This window comes from Klebsiella sp. CN_Kp066 (assembly GCF_040065135.1).
GTDB classification, from domain to species: domain Bacteria; phylum Pseudomonadota; class Gammaproteobacteria; order Enterobacterales; family Enterobacteriaceae; genus Klebsiella; species Klebsiella oxytoca.
Genome location: NZ_JBEAIU010000023.1, coordinates 449,961 through 469,928, shown reverse-complemented (window position 1 = coordinate 469,928; position 19,968 = coordinate 449,961). Strand labels below are relative to the sequence as shown.

Annotated in this window: 16 protein-coding genes; 7 read left to right on the top strand and 9 right to left on the bottom strand. The window is 57.5% G+C overall.

Annotated elements, in window-relative coordinates; translation table 11 throughout:
* Window positions 1-142: 142 nt before the first annotated feature.
* The gene (locus ABLV75_RS05115) at window positions 143-967 is read left to right on the top strand and encodes a helix-turn-helix domain-containing protein (RefSeq protein WP_004101892.1); all 825 of its coding nucleotides are present in this window, start codon (window positions 143-145) and stop codon (window positions 965-967) included.
* Between the two features lie 157 nt (window positions 968-1,124).
* Here the strand turns inward: ABLV75_RS05115 and ABLV75_RS05110 are convergent, their stop codons facing one another.
* A complete protein-coding gene (locus ABLV75_RS05110) occupies window positions 1,125-1,706 on the bottom strand; it encodes a flavin reductase family protein (RefSeq protein ID WP_004112829.1) in 582 nt (193 codons plus the stop codon).
* A gap of 213 nt (window positions 1,707-1,919) precedes the next feature.
* Between ABLV75_RS05110 and ABLV75_RS05105 the strand changes: the two genes are divergently transcribed.
* From ABLV75_RS05105 to nhoA, 4 genes are all read left to right on the top strand, one after another.
* On the top strand, window positions 1,920-2,621 hold the full coding sequence (locus ABLV75_RS05105; RefSeq protein ID WP_017145938.1) for an ABC transporter ATP-binding protein: 702 nt from the start codon (window positions 1,920-1,922) through the stop codon (window positions 2,619-2,621).
* Window positions 2,618-3,586, top strand: coding sequence for an ABC transporter substrate-binding protein (locus ABLV75_RS05100; RefSeq protein WP_017145937.1), 969 nt, complete (start codon window positions 2,618-2,620; stop codon window positions 3,584-3,586). Before ABLV75_RS05105 ends, ABLV75_RS05100 begins: the two co-directional genes overlap by 4 nt.
* A 156-nt stretch (window positions 3,587-3,742) precedes the next feature.
* Window positions 3,743-5,398, top strand: a complete 1,656-nt coding sequence (locus ABLV75_RS05095; RefSeq protein WP_348854899.1) for an iron ABC transporter permease — start codon at window positions 3,743-3,745, stop codon at window positions 5,396-5,398.
* Window positions 5,399-5,474: 76 nt separating this feature from the next.
* A complete protein-coding gene (gene nhoA / locus ABLV75_RS05090) occupies window positions 5,475-6,320 on the top strand; it encodes an N-hydroxyarylamine O-acetyltransferase (protein ID WP_004112839.1) in 846 nt (281 codons plus the stop codon).
* A gap of 240 nt (window positions 6,321-6,560) precedes the next feature.
* Here nhoA and ABLV75_RS05085 read toward each other — a convergent pair whose 3' ends face one another.
* From ABLV75_RS05085 to ABLV75_RS05055, 7 genes are all read right to left on the bottom strand, one after another.
* Window positions 6,561-6,908: a hypothetical protein gene (locus ABLV75_RS05085; RefSeq protein ID WP_004101900.1), complete on the bottom strand. Its 348-nt coding sequence runs from the start codon at window positions 6,906-6,908 to the stop codon at window positions 6,561-6,563.
* Window positions 6,909-7,276: 368 nt separating this feature from the next.
* Window positions 7,277-7,957, bottom strand: a complete 681-nt coding sequence (narI, locus tag ABLV75_RS05080) for a respiratory nitrate reductase subunit gamma (protein WP_017145935.1) — start codon at window positions 7,955-7,957, stop codon at window positions 7,277-7,279.
* Window positions 7,954-8,649, bottom strand: coding sequence for a nitrate reductase molybdenum cofactor assembly chaperone (narW, locus tag ABLV75_RS05075; RefSeq protein WP_017145934.1), 696 nt, complete (start codon window positions 8,647-8,649; stop codon window positions 7,954-7,956). Before narW ends, narI begins: the two co-directional genes overlap by 4 nt.
* On the bottom strand, window positions 8,649-10,193 hold the full coding sequence (gene narH, locus ABLV75_RS05070) for a nitrate reductase subunit beta (protein WP_004101903.1): 1,545 nt from the start codon (window positions 10,191-10,193) through the stop codon (window positions 8,649-8,651). Before narH ends, narW begins: the two co-directional genes overlap by 1 nt.
* The gene (locus ABLV75_RS05065; protein WP_348854898.1) at window positions 10,190-13,930 is read right to left on the bottom strand and encodes a nitrate reductase subunit alpha; all 3,741 of its coding nucleotides are present in this window, start codon (window positions 13,928-13,930) and stop codon (window positions 10,190-10,192) included. Before ABLV75_RS05065 ends, narH begins: the two co-directional genes overlap by 4 nt.
* Window positions 13,931-14,024: 94 nt before the next feature.
* On the bottom strand, window positions 14,025-15,413 hold the full coding sequence (locus ABLV75_RS05060; RefSeq protein WP_017145932.1) for a NarK family nitrate/nitrite MFS transporter: 1,389 nt from the start codon (window positions 15,411-15,413) through the stop codon (window positions 14,025-14,027).
* Window positions 15,414-15,603: 190 nt separating this feature from the next.
* Window positions 15,604-16,179 carry a TetR family transcriptional regulator gene (locus ABLV75_RS05055; protein ID WP_004101906.1) on the bottom strand — a complete coding sequence of 192 codons (576 nt, stop codon included), beginning with the start codon at window positions 16,177-16,179 and terminating at the stop codon, window positions 15,604-15,606.
* 119 nt (window positions 16,180-16,298) lie between these two features.
* On the opposite strand from ABLV75_RS05055, the gene ABLV75_RS05050 reads away from it, so the two are divergent.
* On the top strand, window positions 16,299-17,789 hold the full coding sequence (locus tag ABLV75_RS05050; protein ID WP_004112851.1) for an MFS transporter: 1,491 nt from the start codon (window positions 16,299-16,301) through the stop codon (window positions 17,787-17,789).
* Between the two features lie 3 nt (window positions 17,790-17,792).
* Here the strand turns inward: ABLV75_RS05050 and ABLV75_RS05045 are convergent, their stop codons facing one another.
* Complete coding sequence (locus tag ABLV75_RS05045) at window positions 17,793-18,680, bottom strand: IclR family transcriptional regulator C-terminal domain-containing protein (protein ID WP_162098327.1); 888 nt, start codon at window positions 18,678-18,680, stop codon at window positions 17,793-17,795.
* Between the two features lie 121 nt (window positions 18,681-18,801).
* On the opposite strand from ABLV75_RS05045, the gene ABLV75_RS05040 reads away from it, so the two are divergent.
* Window positions 18,802-19,968: a muconate cycloisomerase family protein gene (locus ABLV75_RS05040; RefSeq protein WP_162098326.1), complete on the top strand. Its 1,167-nt coding sequence runs from the start codon at window positions 18,802-18,804 to the stop codon at window positions 19,966-19,968.

The following is a 19,968-nucleotide window of genomic DNA, read 5'->3' as shown; positions in this document are numbered from 1 at the left end:
TGGCAATGCCAATGCATTTGCCAGATTGGCACTGATAATGAGATGGGCGGGTTGCCGATCACAATTCCAAAAATCTTGCTCGTGGCGGTCGGGAAAATGCATTATCTTGCCTCTGCGCCGTATGCCGTTTTGGACTTTATAGATGATGATGTTGACCGTTGAGTATTATTTCACCCATCCGCAGGATAAGCTGGGCATGTACGCCAGCGATCCGGAAGATAATAGCCATGAACATAGTCATGAATTTGCTGAGCTGGTGATCGTTGAGGAAGGGCACGGTTTACATGTTATTAATGGCAGACCACTATATATTCAACAGGGCGACGTTTTTTACGTTCAGCCGGGTGACGTTCATTATTATGATGAGCTAGGGACGCTTAAGTTAATTAATGTGCTGATTAACCCGTTGGTAGGGTTTCATTATTTACAGCCTCTCGATACTTTATTACAGACTTTCTCTGCGCAGAATGCGTCCTGCTACGGTTGGCTGGCGCCGGACACCCGCCATATCTGCAAGGAACTGGTGGATAAGATATTTTCTGCCGAGCTGCGGCAGGGGCAAAATATTGCCCTGCGCGAAGCCGCGTTTTTCCAGCTGGTGACGACGATTCTGCATGCCGAAACCGAAGCCGAATATAGCACCACTAAATATAAGCTGCATAAATTGCTGACCTGGCTACAGGAGCACTGTTTTGAAGATCATAACTGGCAGCAGCTGGCGGAGAAATTCCATCTGACCACGCGTACCGCTTTTCGCCATATTAAAGAGGCGACGGGATTGACGCCGGATAATTATTTAAAGCGTCTGCGCTTAGTTTCGGCGCGCGTAAAATTACGCGAGACCGATATGACGATTACCGAAGTGGCTTATCTATGCGGCTTTGCCAACAGTAATCACTTTACCACTTTATATAAAAAGGTTTTTGGCCTGACTCCCAGCGAAGACCGGCGGCGTTTGCTGCGCTAGTACACCTGCCGGAGGCGATGCTGCGCATCTGTTTGGGCTACGCGTTCTCAGCGGTCTGGGGCCCGGTAGCCCGGGCAGGCGCTGCGCGCCGCCCCCGGGAGAGACGAGCAGGGTGGTGAAGAATTGCCCCGGAGGCGATGCTGCGCATCTGTCCGGGCTACTCTTCTGGCGTATTGGCGCGGACGTGGCGGCCGCTGGCGACAAAGTTGCCGGTGCCGAGATGATGGAGGGTATTGATCTTATCATCGTCGAACTGCCAGCGTCCGGTGACAAACGCGCGTTCGTCGGCGGCGGCGGAAACCACTTCGCCAAACAGCGTATCGTACTGCTCCTGAGCCGCCGTTGCCGGCAGCAGTCGGCACTCCATCCACGCCAGACACTTTTCTTCAATCAGCGGCAATCCCAGCTCCGGGCCTTGCACCACCGGAATACCGTAAGCGTTAAATTTATCCTCATCGCGTCCGCTGATGCTGCCGACCGCGTAGGTCCAGCTGGCGGCCTCGACGCCCGGGACGACGATGCCGAACGTGCCGTTGCGCTCAATAATTTCCCGCGTCCAGGCGCTTTTATCCACCACGATAGCCAGCCGCGGCGGGGCGAACTCCACCGGCATCGACCATGCGGCGGCCATAACGTTGCGGCGCTGAGTATGGGCGTCGTAGCTGGTTATTAAAATCGTTGGGCCATGGTTGAGCAGGCGACTGGCGTACTGGAGTTCCACGTGGCGAAAACGGCTCATATGCGTTCCTTGGTAAATGGGTCTGATGCCAGACAACACGTTAATCCGCAATGAAAATGTAATCAATACGTCATCAAGGCTCCCTATAGTCGGCGTCACTAAGTCCCAAAGAGGATAACAATATGTTAGCTCCCCTGTCTTTGACACAGGTGAGCGCGCGCCGGCGGATGTTGACCGCCGGCAGAGCCACGCTTTCCCAACGGGAGGGCGAAAATGCGCGCGCTTACCAGCATTAAGCTTGACGGCGTTTCTTTCGCCTTCGGCGCCAACACCGTCCTTAATCAGATCGATCTGCATATCGATGCGGGCAGCATCGTGGCGCTGCTCGGGCCTTCTGGCTGCGGCAAAAGCACGCTGCTGCGCCTGCTCGCCGGATTAACCGTACCCGCCAGCGGCAGCATTCACTTCGGCGATCGGCTGGTGGCGAAAGCCGGCTGGGGTATGCCGCCGGAGCAGCGCGATCTCGGCATGGTCTTCCAGGATTACGCCCTGTGGCCGCATATGACGGCGGCGCAGAACGTGGCTTTCCCGCTGCGCATGCGCGGCATCGGGCACAAGGAACGACAGCGACGGGTCGAGGAGGCGCTGGCAATGGTCGGTCTCAGCGGCTTCGCCGAGCGTAAACCGTCGGGCCTTTCCGGCGGACAGCAGCAGCGCGTTGCCCTGGCCCGCGCCATCGTCGCAGAACCGCGCGTGCTGCTGTTCGATGAGCCGCTCTCCAATCTCGACAGCGAGCTGCGCGAGTCGCTGTGTCTCGAAATGAGCCGCCTGCTGCGCCAGCTGGGCATCACTGCCGTCTACGTCACCCACGACCGTCGCGAAGCCGAGCTGCTGGCCGACAAGATTATTCATTTATCTGCGGGCTGCGTTGCCGCTGTCCGCGCCGTGACTTCAACCTCAGGGGAATCCGTATGAAAACCGTTATCACCGTTACCAAAGGAGCCGCGCTCGCGATGATGCTGTCCGCCACCACGATCTCCTGCGCCCACGCGCTCACCGTCTACACCGCCGGGCCGGGCTCGCTGGCGAAAAGCCTCGCCAGCGGTTATGAGAAGAAAACCGGGGTGAAGGTGAATATATTTCAGGCCACCACCGGTAAGGTGATGGCGCGTCTTGAGGCCGAGCAGGCTAACCCGCAGGCAGATGTGCTGATTTCCGCCTCGTGGGATACCGCGGAAGATTTGCATCACCGCGGCTGGCTGCTGCCGTATCAGAGCGCCAATGCCGATAAAGTCCCGGTGAACCTGAAATCCGCCGATTACGTTGCCCAGGGGATTTCGGCGCTGGGGATCGTCTGGAATACCAAAAGCGGCACTCCGGAGCCGAAAGAGTGGCGCGACCTGACCGAAGCGGCGTTCAAAGACAAAGTGACGACGCCGGACCCGGCGCTTTCCGGCGCATCGCTGGATTTGCTGATCGGGTTACAGAATGGCATGGGCGACCAGGCCTGGGCGCTGTTTAAAGACTTGAAGAAGAATGGCATGGCGGTCAGCGGGCCGAATGCCCAGGCGGTAACGCCGGTGATGCAGGGAGCGAAAGCGGCGGTATTCGGCGCGGTTGATTATGTCTCTTACGGCAATATTCATCAGGGCGAGTCGCTAAAGGTGATTTTCCCGGCCAGCGGCACGGTGATTGCGCCGCGGCCAATGATGATCCTCAAAACCAGCCCGCATGCTGACGATGCAAAGGCCTTTATTGATTATGTGCTGTCGCCGGAAGGCCAGGCGCTGGTCGCCGACGCCTGGCTTATGCCCGCCCGCAGCGATATTCCGGCGAAGCGTCCGCTGCTCAACGAACTGAAAATTCTGCCGACCGCCGGCGAAGGCACTAGCGAACGTAGTGCGGTGCTTTCCCGCTTTAATACGCTTTTCGCCCAGTAAACCGACTTTTCCCCAAGCTGCGAAAGTTGGTTCGGGCACATTCCCCGGAGGCGGCGCTGGCGCGCCTGTCGGGGCTACCGGACTGTAAACGGCCGTGATTTTGTAGCCCGGCTAAGCGCAGCGCGAGCCGGGTAAGATCGTATCCAGGAATATATCGTGAAACAGAGACTTATTTCAGCGGGCACGCTGGCGGCACTGCTGGTGCTGGTGGCGTTGCCGCTGCTCTTTATCGTCCTCCAGGCGATTTTTCCCCGGTTTAGCGCCGGCTCGCTGAGCGGCGCGTTTAGCGGCGTGTCAACACTGATTGCCGACCCGCAGCTGCCTACGATGCTCGGCGGCACCCTGTGGGTGGCCTGCGGCGTGGCGCTGATGAGCGTGGTCATCGGTCTACCGCTGGGCGTCGTGCGCGGATTGTTTACTATCCCGCTGCCGCGGCTGTGGGATCTGCTCTTTCTGATCCCCTTTCTGACGCCGCCCTATATTGCCGCGCTGTCGTGGATGCTGATGCTGCAAAGTCATGGCTATCTGCAGCAGCTGACCGGCTGGGATCTTAACGATCTGCTTTTTAGCCGCATCGGGATCGTGCTGGTGATGACCCTCAATATCTTTCCGGTGGTCTACTTTGCCGTCTCGCGCAGCCTGTTGGCCAGCGGTCAGCGGCTGGCGATTGTCGCCCGGGTGCACGGCGCCAGCGCCTGGCGTGCGTTCTGGTACATCACGCTGCCGATGCTTTCGCCGGCGCTGGCGGCGGGGATGCTGTTGGCGTTTACCCTGGCGATTGAGGAATACGGCGTTCCGGCGGCCCTCGGGTCGCGGGCGGGGCTGGTCATGCTGACCGTAGGCATTGAGAAAAAGCTTGCCGACTGGCCCGTCGATCAGCCCGGCGCATCGCTGCTGTCGCTGCTGCTGATCGCGGTGGCGCTGCTGGCCTGGTGGCTGCAAAAACGGCTGACTGGCGGTAAAGAGGTTACCAGCGTCACCGGCAAACCGGGAGAGAATAGCGGGGCGGAGCTGGGCTGGCTGGCGCTTCCGGCGATGCTAGTGATGGCGGGCGTCGGTGGGCTGGCGGTGGTGCTGCCTGGCGCATCGATGGTGTTGACCAGCCTGATGAGCACGCTGTCGGGCGGTATTCATGCTGACAACGTTACCTTTCGCCATTTTGCTGCGCTGTTTACCCAGCAGGGCGATGCGCTGTCGGCGCTGGCAACCAGCCTTTCGCTGGCGCTGGCTTCGGCTGGGGTTGTTGGGCTGGTGGGGCTGCTCGCCGCCTGGCTGGTTGTGGTGCAAAAAATCAAGGGGAGCGCGATAGTCGATGCCTTATCGCTGCTGCCGGCGGCGCTGCCGGGCGTGGTGGTAGGCGTCGGGTTGATTCTGTTGTGGAATCAGCCGTTCTGGCCGCTTTCCCCCTACAACAGCTGGTTTATGCTGCTGCTCTCCTACAGTTGTCTGCTGCTGCCCTGGCCGGTACGCTACGTCGGCAGCGCGCTGCGCCAGCTTGGCAATAATCTTGAGCCTGCGGCAAGGGTACATGGGGCGACGGCCCTGCAGGCGCTGCGTCTGATCGTTCTGCCGCTGGTCTTCCCGGCGCTGCTGGCGGCGATGCTGATGGTGTTCGCCGTCGCCTCCCGCGAGCTGGTAACTTCGCTGCTGCTCGCGCCAGCCGGGACGCAAACCGTCGCGGTGTTTATCTGGCGCCAGTTTGAGCAGGGCTCGGCGGGGCAGGGAATGGCAATGGCGTCGCTGACGCTGCTTACCGGTCTCGGGCTGATGCTCAGCGCGCTGTCGCTGATGCAGCGAGGCACGCGCGGATAAATGCGATCGCACAAAATAGCTGGTCAGGCGGGAAAAACAGGCTATAAATGTCGGACACCGATTGCTGGAGGCATTGATGAGTCCCTTTTTAAGCGCCTATTTTTCTCGTCTGGGCTGGACGGGCACCCCGGGTGTTTCACTTAATACCCTGCGCGAATTGCATATTCACCATAACGGCGCGATCCCCTTTGAAAATCTGGATGTGCTGCTGCCAAGAGAGATACATCTCGACGATCGCACCCTGGAAGATAAGCTGATTCACGGTCGTCGCGGCGGTTACTGCTTCGAGCAAAACGGCCTGCTGGAGAGAGCGCTGCGCGAAATTGGTTTCAATGTGCGCAGCCTTCTGGGCCGCGTGGTGCTGGCCAATCCGCCGCATATGCCGCCGCGTACCCATCGGCTGCTGCTGGTGGACGTGGAGGGCGAACGCTGGATTGCTGACGTTGGTTTCGGCGGCCAGACCCTGACCGCGCCGATCAAGCTGCTGGCCGATGTGGAACAAGCGACCCCGCACGGTGAGTATCGCCTGATCTACGAAGGGGAAGAGTGGACCCTGCAGTTCAGCCATCACGGCCACTGGCAGTCGATGTACCATTTTGACTTAGGTCGCCAGTACGCTTCCGACTATGTGATGGGCAACTTCTGGTCAGCGCACTGGCCGCAGTCGCACTTCCGCCATCATCTGCTGATGTGCCGCCACTTACCGGATGGCGGCAAGATGACGCTGACCAATTTCCACTTTACCCATTGGGATAAAAACCATGTGGTCGAAAAGCGGGATTTAGCGGATGTTCCGGCGCTGTATGAAGCGCTGCAAACGCGTTTTGGCCTCGGCGTGGATGATGCCAAATATGGCTTCAGCGAAGCGGAACTGGCGGCAGTGATGGCGGCGTTTGATACCCATCCCGAAGCCGGAAAGTAGAGCCGGGGAAAGCGTTAAAAACAGCTATTTTAAGTGACAGAGTCAGGTTAAATGAATCATTGAAACCTGACTCTGTGAAATTGTTTGTGCCCATAATGCTTCACTTAGGGCGAGCCTGTCAGGCGGAGATAAATGCCATGTATAATCGAACGTCAAGCTGCTGATTTTGTAATGGTCTGGCAACCCTTCATTGTGTTCTACGAATATATTGTTTCTTTTCGATACGAGGCTGTGGAGATTTCACAGGTGTTGTTTTAATATCAGGTAAGTGATTAAAATATACCCAAGGTTAAAAACCAGTTTGTATCCTCCAGCGACTGTCGATTGATGCTGCATGAAACACTTAAGAGGTTGTTTATGCAGGTTGTCTTTATTGTATTTTTGATGGAAGGAGCCCATCTTTTCCACACCGGATTCAATCAGTGAAAATATAACAAAATAGATGAAAACATACCCTGCAGCTAAAAAACATAAATCGGCAAGGAGTGGGTTGAGAGGATTGTAACCTAATTGCACTCTAATATAAGTGAGTAATAAAAAACCAACTATTCCGAAGGCAATTCGGTAGAATTTGCGCTGTGTCTTCATCTTTCCTCACGGAAATTTTCGTTTTTACGCCAACGAATGCGTGTCTATTGTTTACTGTGTTCGAAGTGCGATTCGTTGATTCTTCAATAATGCTTCTCGCTGCAATGCGGGTTATACAAATCAAAGTCAATAAACTAAGTTTGTGATGCTCTTTCGCCAGACGATCAGCTCAAAGCTACTATACCTTATTGGATTGGGGATAATTGACAATTCAGAAAAGCACTCGGCATAAGGTAAAAGCGAAAGTCTACTGAAGATACCGCCGAGCGCGTCGATAACCGGAAACTGGTGTAGCGTTTAAAGTGGGTTTTAGGCTGCCTTTCTCCCTCTCCCCGCTTGCGGGGAGAGGGTTGGGGTGAGGATAAGACTCAGCGTCTTGAACGTACCACCTGGTAGCGGCGGGTGAAATATTCAAACGGCGCGCTCCAGACGTGAACCAGACGGGTGAACGGGAACAGCAGGAAAATCGTCATTCCCAGTACCAGATGTACGCGGAAAACAAAGGCGACACCGCTGAGCATTTCAGACGAGCCGCCGCGGAAGGTCACGATGCCTTGCGCCCAGCCGACCAGCTTCATCATTTCACTGCCGTCAGGATACTGCGCCGAAAAAGGAATCGTGCTCAGCCCGAGCAGGCACTGAATCAACAGAATGCTCATGATGATGATATCCGGGGTGGTCGAGGTCGCGCGAACGCGCTGGTTGGTCAAACGACGCCAGAGCAAACCGGCGCCGCCGATCAGCGTCAGGACGCCGCAGACGCCGCCGAGCACCATCGCCATCTGCTGCTTGACCGCAATCGGTAAAAACCAGGCATACACCCAGTGCGGCGTTAACATGCCGAACAGATGGCCAAAGAAAATGCCGAGTATGCCGATATGAAAAAGATTCGACCAGATCACCATCCCGCGTTTATCGAGCATCTGGCTGGAGGAGGCGCGCCAGGTGTACTGACCGTAGTCATAGCGCAGCCAGCTGCCGAGAAAAAAGACCGTCGCGCAGATGTAGGGGTAGATGTCGTAAAAAAAGACGTTCAGGTACTGTATCATTTCGGGCCTCCCGCGCTGACGTCGACGTACTGCGGCGCCACGTCCTGGCTAAAGCGTCGTTGATATTGCTGTAACGGTGAGCTGTCACAGGTTGTGGCGTTATCTTCGATAAATTTCACCTGTTCTTCTTCCCAGACCGCATCCAGCGCCTGCCGGGTATCATCACGGGACTCGTTGTTAACCTGCTGCGTGACACTGTCACTTGAGAGGGGGCTCCCGGCGAGGCTCAGCAGGGCGTCAAACAGCGGATACCACGCTACCTCGCGCTGCTTGAGCCGCCCGCCCAGCAGCGCCAGAATCGGCGCGACGTTTTGCAGCCCCTCACGCGCTTCGTTTTCCGGCAGGATGCTGAGGTATTCCAGATACAGCGGCAGATGGTCTGGAAGTTCGCGACAGTTTAGCTGTAGACCCGCTTTTTCATACTGAGCGAGCAGATCGACCATTGCCTGGCCGCGATCGCGGGACTCGGCGTGCACGTGTTCAAACAGCAGCAGCGACGTAGCGCGGCCCCGGTCGAACACTTCGCACCATTCGGCCTGCTTATCCAGCAGCGGAGCATTCAGCATTTCCGCGACGAAGTCGTTGAGCATGGGGGCGTCGTGCCGCACCATGGCCAGCACCTCCTCCTTGCACTGCCAAAGAAACTCATCCGGGTACTCCATCAGCAGGCCGATCGCTTTGAGGATTTGCATTATTCCCCCTCCGCTTTATCGCGTACTTCGGTGATGTTGATGGCATCGATACGGCTACTGTTGAACAGGTTGAATTTGGTGTCGGAGCCGTGGCAGCCGTCGCCAAAGGTAAAGCCGCAGCCGTTGCGCTCGGGGAAAGCGTCGCGCGCCATTTCGCGGTGGCTGGTCGGGATCACGAAACGGTCTTCATAGTTGGCGATCGCCAGATAGCGGTACATCTCCTCGACCTGTTCAACGCTTAAGCCCACTTCCTCGATGGCGCGGGTATCCGTGACGCCTTCCACCGTTTGCGAGCGCATGTAATGACGCATCGCCATCATGCGCTTCAGCGCGCGCAACACCGGGCCGGTATCGCCCGCGCTGAGCATATTGGCGAGATACTGTACCGGAATACGCAGGCTTTCGATGGCCGGAAGCACGCCGTCGCTTTTCGGCAGGCCGCCGGCGTCGGCGTAGGACTGAATCGGCGACAGCGGCGGCACGTACCAGACCATTGGCAGGGTGCGGTATTCCGGATGTAGCGGAAGCGCCAGCTTCCAGTCCATCGCCATTTTGTACACCGGCGAGCGCTGGGCGGCATCAATCACGTTTTGTGGAATCCCCTGTTTCAGCGCTTCTTCAATCACCGCCGGGTCGTGGGGATTGAGGAACACCTCGCACTGCCGCTCATAGAGATCGGTTTCGCGCTCGGTGCTGGCGGCCTCTTCAATGCGATCCGCGTCGTATAACAACACGCCGAGATAGCGGATACGCCCCACGCAGGTTTCCGAACAGACGGTGGGCTGTCCGGATTCGATACGCGGGTAGCAGAAGATGCATTTTTCCGATTTACCGCTTTTCCAGTTGAAGTAGATTTTTTTGTACGGGCAGCCGCTGATGCACAGACGCCAGCCGCGGCATTTATCCTGGTCGATCAGCACGATGCCGTCTTCTTCACGCTTGTAGATGGCGCCGCTCGGGCAGGTGGCGACGCAGCTCGGATTCAGGCAGTGCTCGCACAGGCGCGGCAGATACATCATGAAGGTGTTTTCAAACTGGCCGTACATCTCCTTCTGAATCTTGTCGAAGTTACGGTCGCGGGCGCGCTTTTCAAACTCGCCGCCGAGCAGCTCTTCCCAGTTGGGCCCCCAGATGATTTTATCCATCCGCTTACCATCGATAAGCGAGCGCGGACGGGCGGTGGGCAAATGTTTCCCCTCCGGCGCGTTGTGCAGGTGCTGATAATCAAAGGTAAAAGGCTCATAATAATCGTCGATTTGCGGTATCACCGGATTGGCGAAGATTTTGGTGATGACGCCCATTTTGCCGCCCAGACGCGGGCGTATTTTGCCATTAACGTCGCGCACCCAGCCGCCTTCCCACACCTCCTGGTCTTCCCAGTTTTTTGGATAACCGATGCCTGGTTTGGTTTCGACGTTGTTAAACCAGGCGTATTCCATTCCTTCACGTCCGGTCCAGACGTTTTTACAGGTGACGGAACAGGTGTGGCAGCCGATGCATTTATCAAGATTGAGAACCATGCCGACCTGTGAGCGTATTTTCATTTTTTCGCCTCCTGTATCCCGTCGCGACCTTCGTCATCCAGCCAGTCAATATTTTTCATTTTGCGTATCATGATGAACTCATCGCGATTGGAGCCGACGGTGCCGTAATAGTTGAAACCGTAAGCCAGCTGGGCGTAGCCGCCAATCATATGGGTCGGTTTCGGGCACACGCGGGTCACCGAGTTATGGATCCCGCCGCGCCGTCCGGTGACTTCCGAGCCCGGAATATTCATCAGACGCTCCTGCGCGTGGTACATCATGGTCATCCCCGGCGGTACGCGCTGGCTGACCACCGCGCGAGCGGTGAGCGCGCCGTTGGCGTTAAAGGCCTCGATCCAGTCGTTATCTTCAATCCCCAGTTCGCGAGCATCGGTTTCGCTGATCCACACGATCGGCCCGCCGCGCGACAGGGTTAGCATCAGCAGGTTTTCGCTGTAGGTGGAGTGAATGCCCCATTTCTGGTGCGGCGTCAGAAAGTTGAGCGCTTTTTCAGGAAAGCCGTTAGGCGGGATCGCTTTCATCTGGCTGACGCTGCGGGTGTCAATGGGCGGACGATAGACCACCAGGCTTTCGCCAAAGGCGCGCATCCAGGGGTGATCCTGATAGAGCTGCTGGCGGCCGGAAAGGGTGCGCCAGGGGATCAGCTCGTGGACGTTGGTATAGCCGGCGTTGTACGACACATGCTCGCTCTCGAGGCCGGACCAGGTCGGGCTGGAGATAATTTTGCGCGGCTGGGCCTGAATGTCGCGGAAGCGGATTTTTTCATCCTCTTTATTCAGCGCCAGGTGCGTGTGCTCGCGGCCGGTAAATTCGCCGAGCGCTTGCCAGGCTTTGACCGCCACCTGGCCATTGGTTTCCGGGGCGAGGGCGAGGATCACTTCCGAGGCGTCGATGGCGGTGTCGATGCGCGGGCGGCCTTTAGCCGGGCCATCCAGCTTGACGTAGTTGAGCTTACCGAGGAAATCGACCTCGTTCTGGGTGTTCCAGGTGATGCCTTTACCGCCGTTGCCGAGTTTGTCGAGCAGCGGGCCGAGGGAGGTAAAGCGCTCATAGGTCGCCGGATAATCGCGCTCAACCACGGCAATCGACGGCGCGGTTTTACCCGGCGTCAGCTCGCATTCGCCTTTCCGCCAGTCCAGCACGTCAAAGGGCTGAGAGAGTTCCGCCGGGGAGTCATGCTGCAGCGGCACCAGCACCACGTCGGTCTCTTTATCGAGGTGGCCGACGCAGACTTCAGAGAAGGTTCTGGCGATATCTTTGTAAATTTCCCAGTCGCTTTTCGCCTCCCACGCCGGGTCAACGGCGGCGGAGAGCGGGTGAATAAAGGGATGCATATCCGAGGTGTTCATATCGTCTTTTTCGTACCAGGTGGCGGTTGGCAGAACGATATCGGAGAACAGACAGGTGCTGGACATGCGAAAGTCGAGCGTCACCAGCAGGTCGAGTTTGCCCTCAATGGCCGCGGTTTGCCACTCCACCTCTTCCGGCTTCACCTCATCGGTAGCCCCCAGCTCTTCGCCCTGAATACCGCTGTCGGTCCCCAGCAGGTATTTGAGCATATACTCATGGCCCTTGCCGGAAGAGCCCAGCAGGTTTGAGCGCCAGATAAACAGATTACGCGGATGGTTTTTGCCGTTATCCGGCTGTTCGCAGGCGAAGCGGATCTCGCCGGACTTCAGCGCCCGGGCGGTGTAGTCGGCGGGGGGCAGTCCGGCTGCGGCGGCCTGCGCCTTGATGGTCAGTGGGTTAACCCCCAGCTGCGGCGCGGAAGGCAGCCAGCCCATGCGCTCGGCGCGAACGTTAAAATCGATCAGATGGCCGCTGAATTGGCTGGCGTCGGCCAGCGGCGACAGCAGCTCCCGGGCGGTCAGCTTTTCATAGCGCCACTGGCTGGCGTGATTGTAAAAAAAGGAGGTGCTGTTCATCTGGCGCGGCGGACGATTCCAGTCCAGCGCGAACGCCAGCGGCAGCCAGCCGGTTTGCGGACGCAGTTTCTCCTGGCCGACATAGTGCGACCAGCCGCCGCCGCTCTGGCCGACGCAGCCGCAGAACACCAGCATATTGATCATCCCACGGTAGTTCATATCCATGTGGTACCAGTGGTTGACGCCGGCGCCGAGAATAATCATCGATCGTCCGTGGGTTTTATGCGCGGTATCGGCGAACTCGCGGGCGATCTGCTCGATGTGCTGGCGCGGGACGCCGGTGATCTGTTCGGCCCACGCCGGGGTATAGGCTTTCATTTCGCCAAAGTCCCTGGCGGCGCTGGGGTCGTCTAAACCGCGATCGAGCCCGTAGTTAGCGAGGATGAGATCATAAACACTGACCACCAGTCCCGTTTCGCCATTGGCCAGCGGGAGGTGTTTAACCGGTAGCTGGTGCAGGGTGACCGGATCCTGCTTAACGCTGCGAAAGTGCGGGTTTTCGTTGCCGCCGAAGTAGGGAAAGCCCACCGTCACCACGTCGTCACGGCTATCCAGCAGCGATAGTTTGAGTTCAATGGTTTGCCCGGCGGCCTGCTGTTCGAGGTTCCACTTGCCTTTCTCTCCCCAGCGGAAGCCAATCGAACCGTTGGGCGCCACCAGTTCACCTGCGCTGTTGTACGCGACGGTTTTCCACTCCGGGTTGTTGCTTTCGCCCAAATCGTCGACCAGATCGGCGGCGCGGACCATCCTGCCGGGAACGTAGAAACCCTCCTCGCGGCGCTCAAGCATCACCAGCATCGGCATATCGGTATAGGTGCGACAGTAGTTGAGGAAATAGTCGCTGGGATTATCAAGGTGAAACGTTTTGAGGATCACATGGCCCATTGCCATCGCCAGCGCGCTGTCGGTGCCCTGTTTCGGCGCCAGCCACTGATCGCTGAGTTTGGCAACTTCCGAAAAATCCGGAGTAATCGCGATGGTTTTGGTGCCCTTATAGCGCACTTCGGTAAAAAAATGGGCGTCCGGCGTTCGGGTCTGTGGGACGTTTGAGCCCCAGGCGATGATATAGCTTGAGTTATACCAGTCGGCGGATTCAGGGACATCGGTTTGCTCACCCCAGGTCATCGGCGAGGCGGGGGGAAGGTCGCAGTACCAGTCGTAGAAGCTCAGACAGGTGCCGCCAAGCAGCGACAGATAGCGGGTACCCGCGGCGTAAGAGACCATCGACATCGCCGGGATCGGCGAAAAGCCCGCCACCCGGTCCGGCCCGTAGTTTTTGATGGTCCAGACGTTGGCGGCGGCAATCAGCTGATTCAGCTCTTTCCAGCTTGAGCGGATAAACCCGCCTTTGCCGCGTACCTGCTTGTAGCTGAGGGTTTTAACCGGGTCCTGCATAATGCTATCCCACGCCTGCACCGGATTGGCGTGCTGAGCCAGCGCTTCGCGCCACAGCGCAATCAGCCGCTTGCGCACCAGCGGATACTTCAGACGGTTGGCGCTGTAAAGGTACCAGGAGTAGCTCGCGCCGCGCGGGCAGCCGCGGGGTTCGTGGTTGGGCAGATCCGGGCGGGTTCGCGGGTAGTCTGTTTGCTGGGTTTCCCAGGTGACCAGACCGTTTTTGACGTAAATCTTCCAGCTGCATGAGCCCGTACAGTTCACGCCGTGGGTTGAGCGGACGATTTTGTCGAACTGCCAGCGCTGCCGATAGCTGTCTTCCCAGTCGCGGTTGGTGTTGTATACCTGGCCGTGACCGTTGGCAAAGCTCTCGCCTTTTTGTTTAAAGTAGCGAAAGCGATCCAGTAGTTTACTCATGACATTTCTCCTGCACCAATAATGTCCGGCCTTACAAGACCGCACTATCCTGTAGGCCAGATAAGGCTTCAGCCGCCATCCGGCAAAGATGTCGTTATTTTTTTGCCGATTTACGACGGCCGTAGACCAGCCAGGTCACCAGCACACAAACCACGTAGAAAACAAAGAAGACCTTCATTGCCCCGACAGGTGAGCCGGTCAGCGCCAGCGAGGTGCCGAAGGCTTTAGGGATAAAGAAGCCGCCAATGGCGCCGATTGCGGAGATAAAACCGAGCGCCGCCGCGGTGTCGGTCACCGCTTCGTGCTGAGCCTGTTCATCGCTGCCGCCGCGCTTCTTCACGCTGTCGATAGTTATCTGGCGGAAGATCACGGCGATCATCTGGAAGGTGGAACCGCTGCCGAGACCAGCGGTAAGGAACAGTCCCATAAACACCACGTAAAAAGCGAGAAAACTGCCGGAGCCGGTGCCGGGCAGGGTGAGGAACAGCAGGCCGGTGAACAGCGCCATTAAGATAAAATTGATCAACGTGACCCGCACGCCGCCGAGACGGTCGGAAATAATGCCGCCAAATGACCGCGCCAGCGCGCCGATAAACGGCCCGAAGAAAGCCAGCTTCAGAATATTCACGTCGGGGAACTGCGTTTTCGCCAGCATGGCAAAACCGGCGGAGAAGCCGATAAACGAGCCAAAGGTGGCAAGGTAGAGCAGGCTTAATAGCCACATATGCGGGCGCTTCAGTACCGGCAGCTGCTCGCGAATTGAGGCCTTCGAGCTGGCGATATCGTTCATTCCCACCCAGGCTGCGAAGGTGGCGATCGCCAGCAGCGGTACCCAGACGAGCGCGGCGTTGCTAAGGGCGAGAAGAGATCCATCCTCCTGAGGCACCCCATGAACACCGAGAAAAGCAAAGATGGGCAGAAAAATCACCGCCGGCGCGATCATCTGCATCACGCTGACGCCGAGGTTGCCGAGCCCACCGTTAATCCCCAGTGCGCTACCCTGTTTCGCTTTGGGGAAGAAAAAACTGATATTTCCCATGCTCGAAGCAAAGTTCGCACCGGCAAAACCGCACAGTAAGGCAATAATGATAAATACCCAAAACGGGGTAGCGGTATTTTGCACGGCAATTCCCAGCCAGATGCAGGGAACCACCAGAATAATCGTACTTAATACCGTCCAGTAGCGCCCGCCAAATATGGGTACCATAAAGGAGTAGGGCACGCGTAATATCGCGCCGGAAAGCGAAGGCAGAGCGGTTAATAAAAAGAGTTGATCGGTAGTGAAATTAAAACCGACTTTATTGAGGTTGACCGCGACGGCGCTAAATAACATCCAGACGCAAAAGGCAAGTAGCAGACAAGCTACGGAAATGCAAAGATTTCTGCGGGCTATTTTCTTTCCCTTATTTTCCCAGAATGCCGCGTTTTCAGGTTTCCACTCGCTTAAAAGATAATGATTCTTTTTCTCATTTTTGCTCAGCATATTGCCCTCGAATGAACATTAACCAGTCAAAAAGAATAAAGATGTAAAACAGTCAATTAATATAAAAGAATGAAAGAAGGGGCCGAACGATGTGTTAGTTGTAATGAATGAAGAATAGATAAGAAAAGCGCGTCGGCAGTCGACGCGCGGAGAATAGAGGGAGATTATTTGTTACAAAGTGTAACCTGAGTCAGAACAGTTCCATCGAAATAAAATAATTGATATGCCGGTTAAAGGTGGCATCATCTATTTCCTCCATACCCAGCGCGTAAATACCATCCAGGCCACATACCAGCGCAATGAGCCGCCAGGCAATACTTTCCGCATGGTCTTTTGGCGTAAACTCGCCCGCTTCGGTTCCGCGCTGAATAATTTTCAGCGTCTCTTCATGCCACATACTCATCGTCAGCAGATATGCGCCTTTGATATCGCTATCGCTGTCGGCCAGCAGCTGCGCTTCGCGCCATAAACGAATATAGGGCTCAAGCTTGCCGTCGTCGCTGCCCACCATGGAAAACAGGCGTTCCCGCCACGTGGCGTCGTCAGCGACCAGCGGCATGTCCAGCATTTCACGGATAAGGCGTACAAAGGTATGGGCTTTCAGCTCGCCTGCTGAAGTGAAATGGTGGTGCAGTTGACCGGCGGAGACGCCGGCTTCGGCGGCAATCTGGCGCACGGTCATGGCGCTGAATCCGCCCCTAAGCGCTACGCGCATGGCTGCCAGTACAATAACTTCCCGTCGCGCATCGCGATTTAAGTAGCTCATAACGCCTGGTGACCCCCGTTTTTGGCCGATAGTAACAAAAAGTTGGACACTCGTTCAACATTGGGGCAGGATCGCCATCCTGGACACTTGTCCAATTTTCAACTTTGAGGAAAGGTAGTATGTCTCGGCAATGGTTGACGCTGATGGCGATTTTGCTGGTTTATATTCCGGTGGCGATTGATGCCACCGTTCTGCACGTGGCCGCGCCAACGCTTAGCGTAGCGCTGGGGACCAGCGGCAATGAGCTATTGTGGATTATTGATATTTACTCGTTGGTGATGGCCGGCATGGTGCTGCCGATGGGCGCGCTGGGCGATAAAATAGGCTTTAAACGCCTGCTACTGCTCGGCAGCGCTATTTTTGGCGCCGCCTCGCTGGCGGCGGCGTTTTCGCCGACGGCCGAAACGCTGATTGCGTCCCGCGCGCTACTGGCGGTAGGGGCAGCGATGATCGTCCCGGCGACGCTCGCCGGTATTCGCAGCACTTTTGCGCTGGCGCAACAGCGTAATATGGCCCTTGGCCTGTGGGCGGCGGTGGGTTCCGGCGGGGCGGCCTTTGGCCCACTGATCGGCGGCATGCTGCTGGAACATTTTTACTGGGGCTCGGTTTTCCTGATCAACGTGCCGATCGTGCTGCTGGTGATAGCGATTAACGCCAAAGTGGTGCCGCGTCAGCCCGCACGACGGGAACAGCCGCTGAATCTATTCCAGGCGCTAATCCTGATCGCCGCCATATTGATGCTGGTATTCAGCGCTAAAACGGCGCTTAAAGGGCAAATGGCGCTGTGGTTAACCGGGCTGGTGGCGGTTGCTGGCGCCGGTATGTTGTTCTGGTTCGTGCGCAAGCAGCTTATGGCGACGCGGCCCATGGTCGATATGCGACTGTTTACCCATCGCATTATTTTAAGCGGTGTGATGATGGCGATGACGGCGCTGATCACGCTGGTGGGCTTTGAACTTCTGATGGCGCAGGAGCTGCAGTTCGTGCATAGCAAAACGCCATTTGAGGCCGGGCTGTTTATGCTGCCGGTGATGGTGGCCAGCGGTTTTAGCGGGCCGATTGCCGGCATGTTGGTTTCGCGCCTGGGGCTGCGCGAGGTGGCAACCGGGGGAATGCTGCTCAGCGCGCTGAGCTTCCTCGGCCTGTCGATGACCGATTTCAGCACCCAGCAGTGGTTAGCCTGGGGACTGATGACGCTGCTGGGCTTTAGCGTCGCCAGCGCGCTGCTGGCTTCCAGCTCTGCCATTATGGCCGCAGCGCCGAAGGAGAAAGCGGCGGCGGCGGGGGCCATCGAAACTATGGCCTACGAGCTGGGGGCTGGTCTGGGCATCGCCCTGTTCGGTCTGATATTGACCCGCAGCTACACCTCATCGATTGTTTTGCCGTCGGGCGTTGACGGCGCAGCGGCGGAGCAGGCGTCCTCCTCCATCAGCGAGGCGATTAAGCTGGCGCAGTCGATGCCGGCTATTCCTGCGCAAAACCTGCTCGAAGCGGCGAAGGCAGCGTTTATTCATTCGCACAGTATCGTGCTGGCGACGGCCGGTGTCCTGCTTCTGCTGCTGGCGGCTGGTATCTGGCGCAGTCTGGCCAGGGCGCCGGAGCTGAATTAACCCTTACAGCTGAAGAGAAAGCGCCATCGCCGCCCGCCGTAGCGGGGCGAGGGCTTTCTCCTTCAGCGCGGCGGCGTTGGTATAGCCTGCCGGAACGCCAACGTTAAGCGCCGCCACCACCTGACCGCTGCGGGAAAGCAGCGGTACCGCCAGCGAACATAATCCCACCTCAATTTGCCGGTCAGCGAGCGCGTAGCCCTGCATACGCACTCTGGCGATTTCCTGCCGTAAACCCGGCAGATCGCATAGCGTATACGGGGTATAGCGGATTAAGCTGGCTCGTGACAGTGTCACTTCAAGCTGTTCTTCCGGCAACGCGCTAAGCAGCACGCGTCCCATCGACGTGGCCCACGCAGGCAGACGGCTACCGCGGCCGATATCTACGCTGAGCAGGTTATTCACCGCCGCTCTGGCAATATACAGGACGTTATCGCCGTCCAGCGTGGCGGCGGAGCAGGATTCTCCGAGGTTTTTACCCAGATTATCCAGGGCGCTCTGCGCGACTTTCGCCAGCGGCGTTCCGGCCAGGTAAGCGTGACCCACCGCCAGCACGCGGGGGAGTAGCTCATAGCTGCGGCCATCCGGGCTATGCACCATTCCCAGCGCGGCGAGGGTATAGAGGCAGCGGCGCACAGCCGCGCGGGAGATCTGCGTTTTTTGGCTAAGCTGGGAAATGGTCAGGCGCTGCCGCTGCGGGGTAAACGCGTTAAGGACTTCCAGCCCGCGCGCCAGGGACAGCATAAAGTTAGGGTCGTGTTCAGACTGGCGGACGCTGAGAGTATCTGGTTTTTTTTCGCTCATATACCCCTCTTTTACTGAAGATAAAGGTTCATGGGGCATCACTATATCGCGGGTGAAAAACGCGGCGATTCCTTGTGCTGTTTTTACCATGTCGATCACATTATTAACCCCAATTTAACAACCGCGTCGATAATCGCACAACATTTCGATTATCGCCGTTGACCGTCCCGACCGTGCAGACCTATTGTCAACAGAATCGTTACCCCACGTTATGAACAGGGGGATGAAAAGTTATGTATTTCATCACCAGGAAAAAAAGATGACCGTGACCATTGAACGTATTGAAAGCTGGCTGGTAGATATCCCGACCATTCGACCGCACAAACTCTCCATGACCACGATGGGCTGTCAGACGCTGGCGATCGTCCGCATCACCCGTTCGGACGGGATTTGCGGTATTGGCGAAGCCACCACCATCGGTGGATTGAGCTACGGCGTGGAGAGCCCGGAAGCTATCGTTTCGGCAATTAACCATTACCTGATGCCGCTGCTGAAGGGCCAGCCTGCCGATAATCTCAATTCCCTGACCGCGCGAATGAACGGCGCGGTTAAAGGCAACACCTTTGCCAAATCGGCGATCGAAACCGCGCTGCTGGATGCGCAGGGAAAGGCGCTTGGCCTGCCGGTTTCCGCGCTGCTTGGCGGCGCGCTGACGACCTCGCTGCCGGTTCTCTGGACGCTGGCGAGCGGCGACACCGAGAAAGATATTGCCGAGGGGGAAAGGCTACTCGCGGAGCGTCGCCATCGGGCCTTTAAGCTAAAAATCGGCGCGCGCGAGCTGGCGACTGACCTGCGCCATACCCGCGCGATTGTTGAAGCCCTGGGCGATCGGGCCAGCATCCGCGTCGACGTGAATCAGGCGTGGGAAGCCACCGTCGCGGCAAAGGGCTGCCGCGAGCTGGCGGCGATGGGGGTCGATTTGATTGAACAGCCAGTTAGCGCTCAGGATAACACTACGCTGGTGCGCCTCAGCCATCACATCGGCACGGCTATTCTGGCCGATGAAGCGGTAGCGACCCATTACGAAGGCTATCGCCTGGCGCAGCAGGGATTCAGCGGGGCCTATGCGCTGAAGATTGCCAAAGCGGGCGGGCCAAACAGCGTGCTGGCGCTGGCGAAGGTGGCGCAAGCGGCGGGAATTGGGCTTTACGGCGGCACGATGCTTGAGGGGACCGTTGGCACCCTGGCCTCGCTGCACGCCTGGTCGACGCTCCCCCTACAGTGGGGCAGCGAGATGTTTGGCCCGTTATTGCTGAAGGACGATATTGTCAGCGTGCCGCTCACGTTCGCCGAAGGCGAAGTGACGCTACCGCAAACGCCGGGTCTTGGCGCTGAACTGGATGAAGACAAACTGCGCTTCTATAGCCGCAAAGGATAA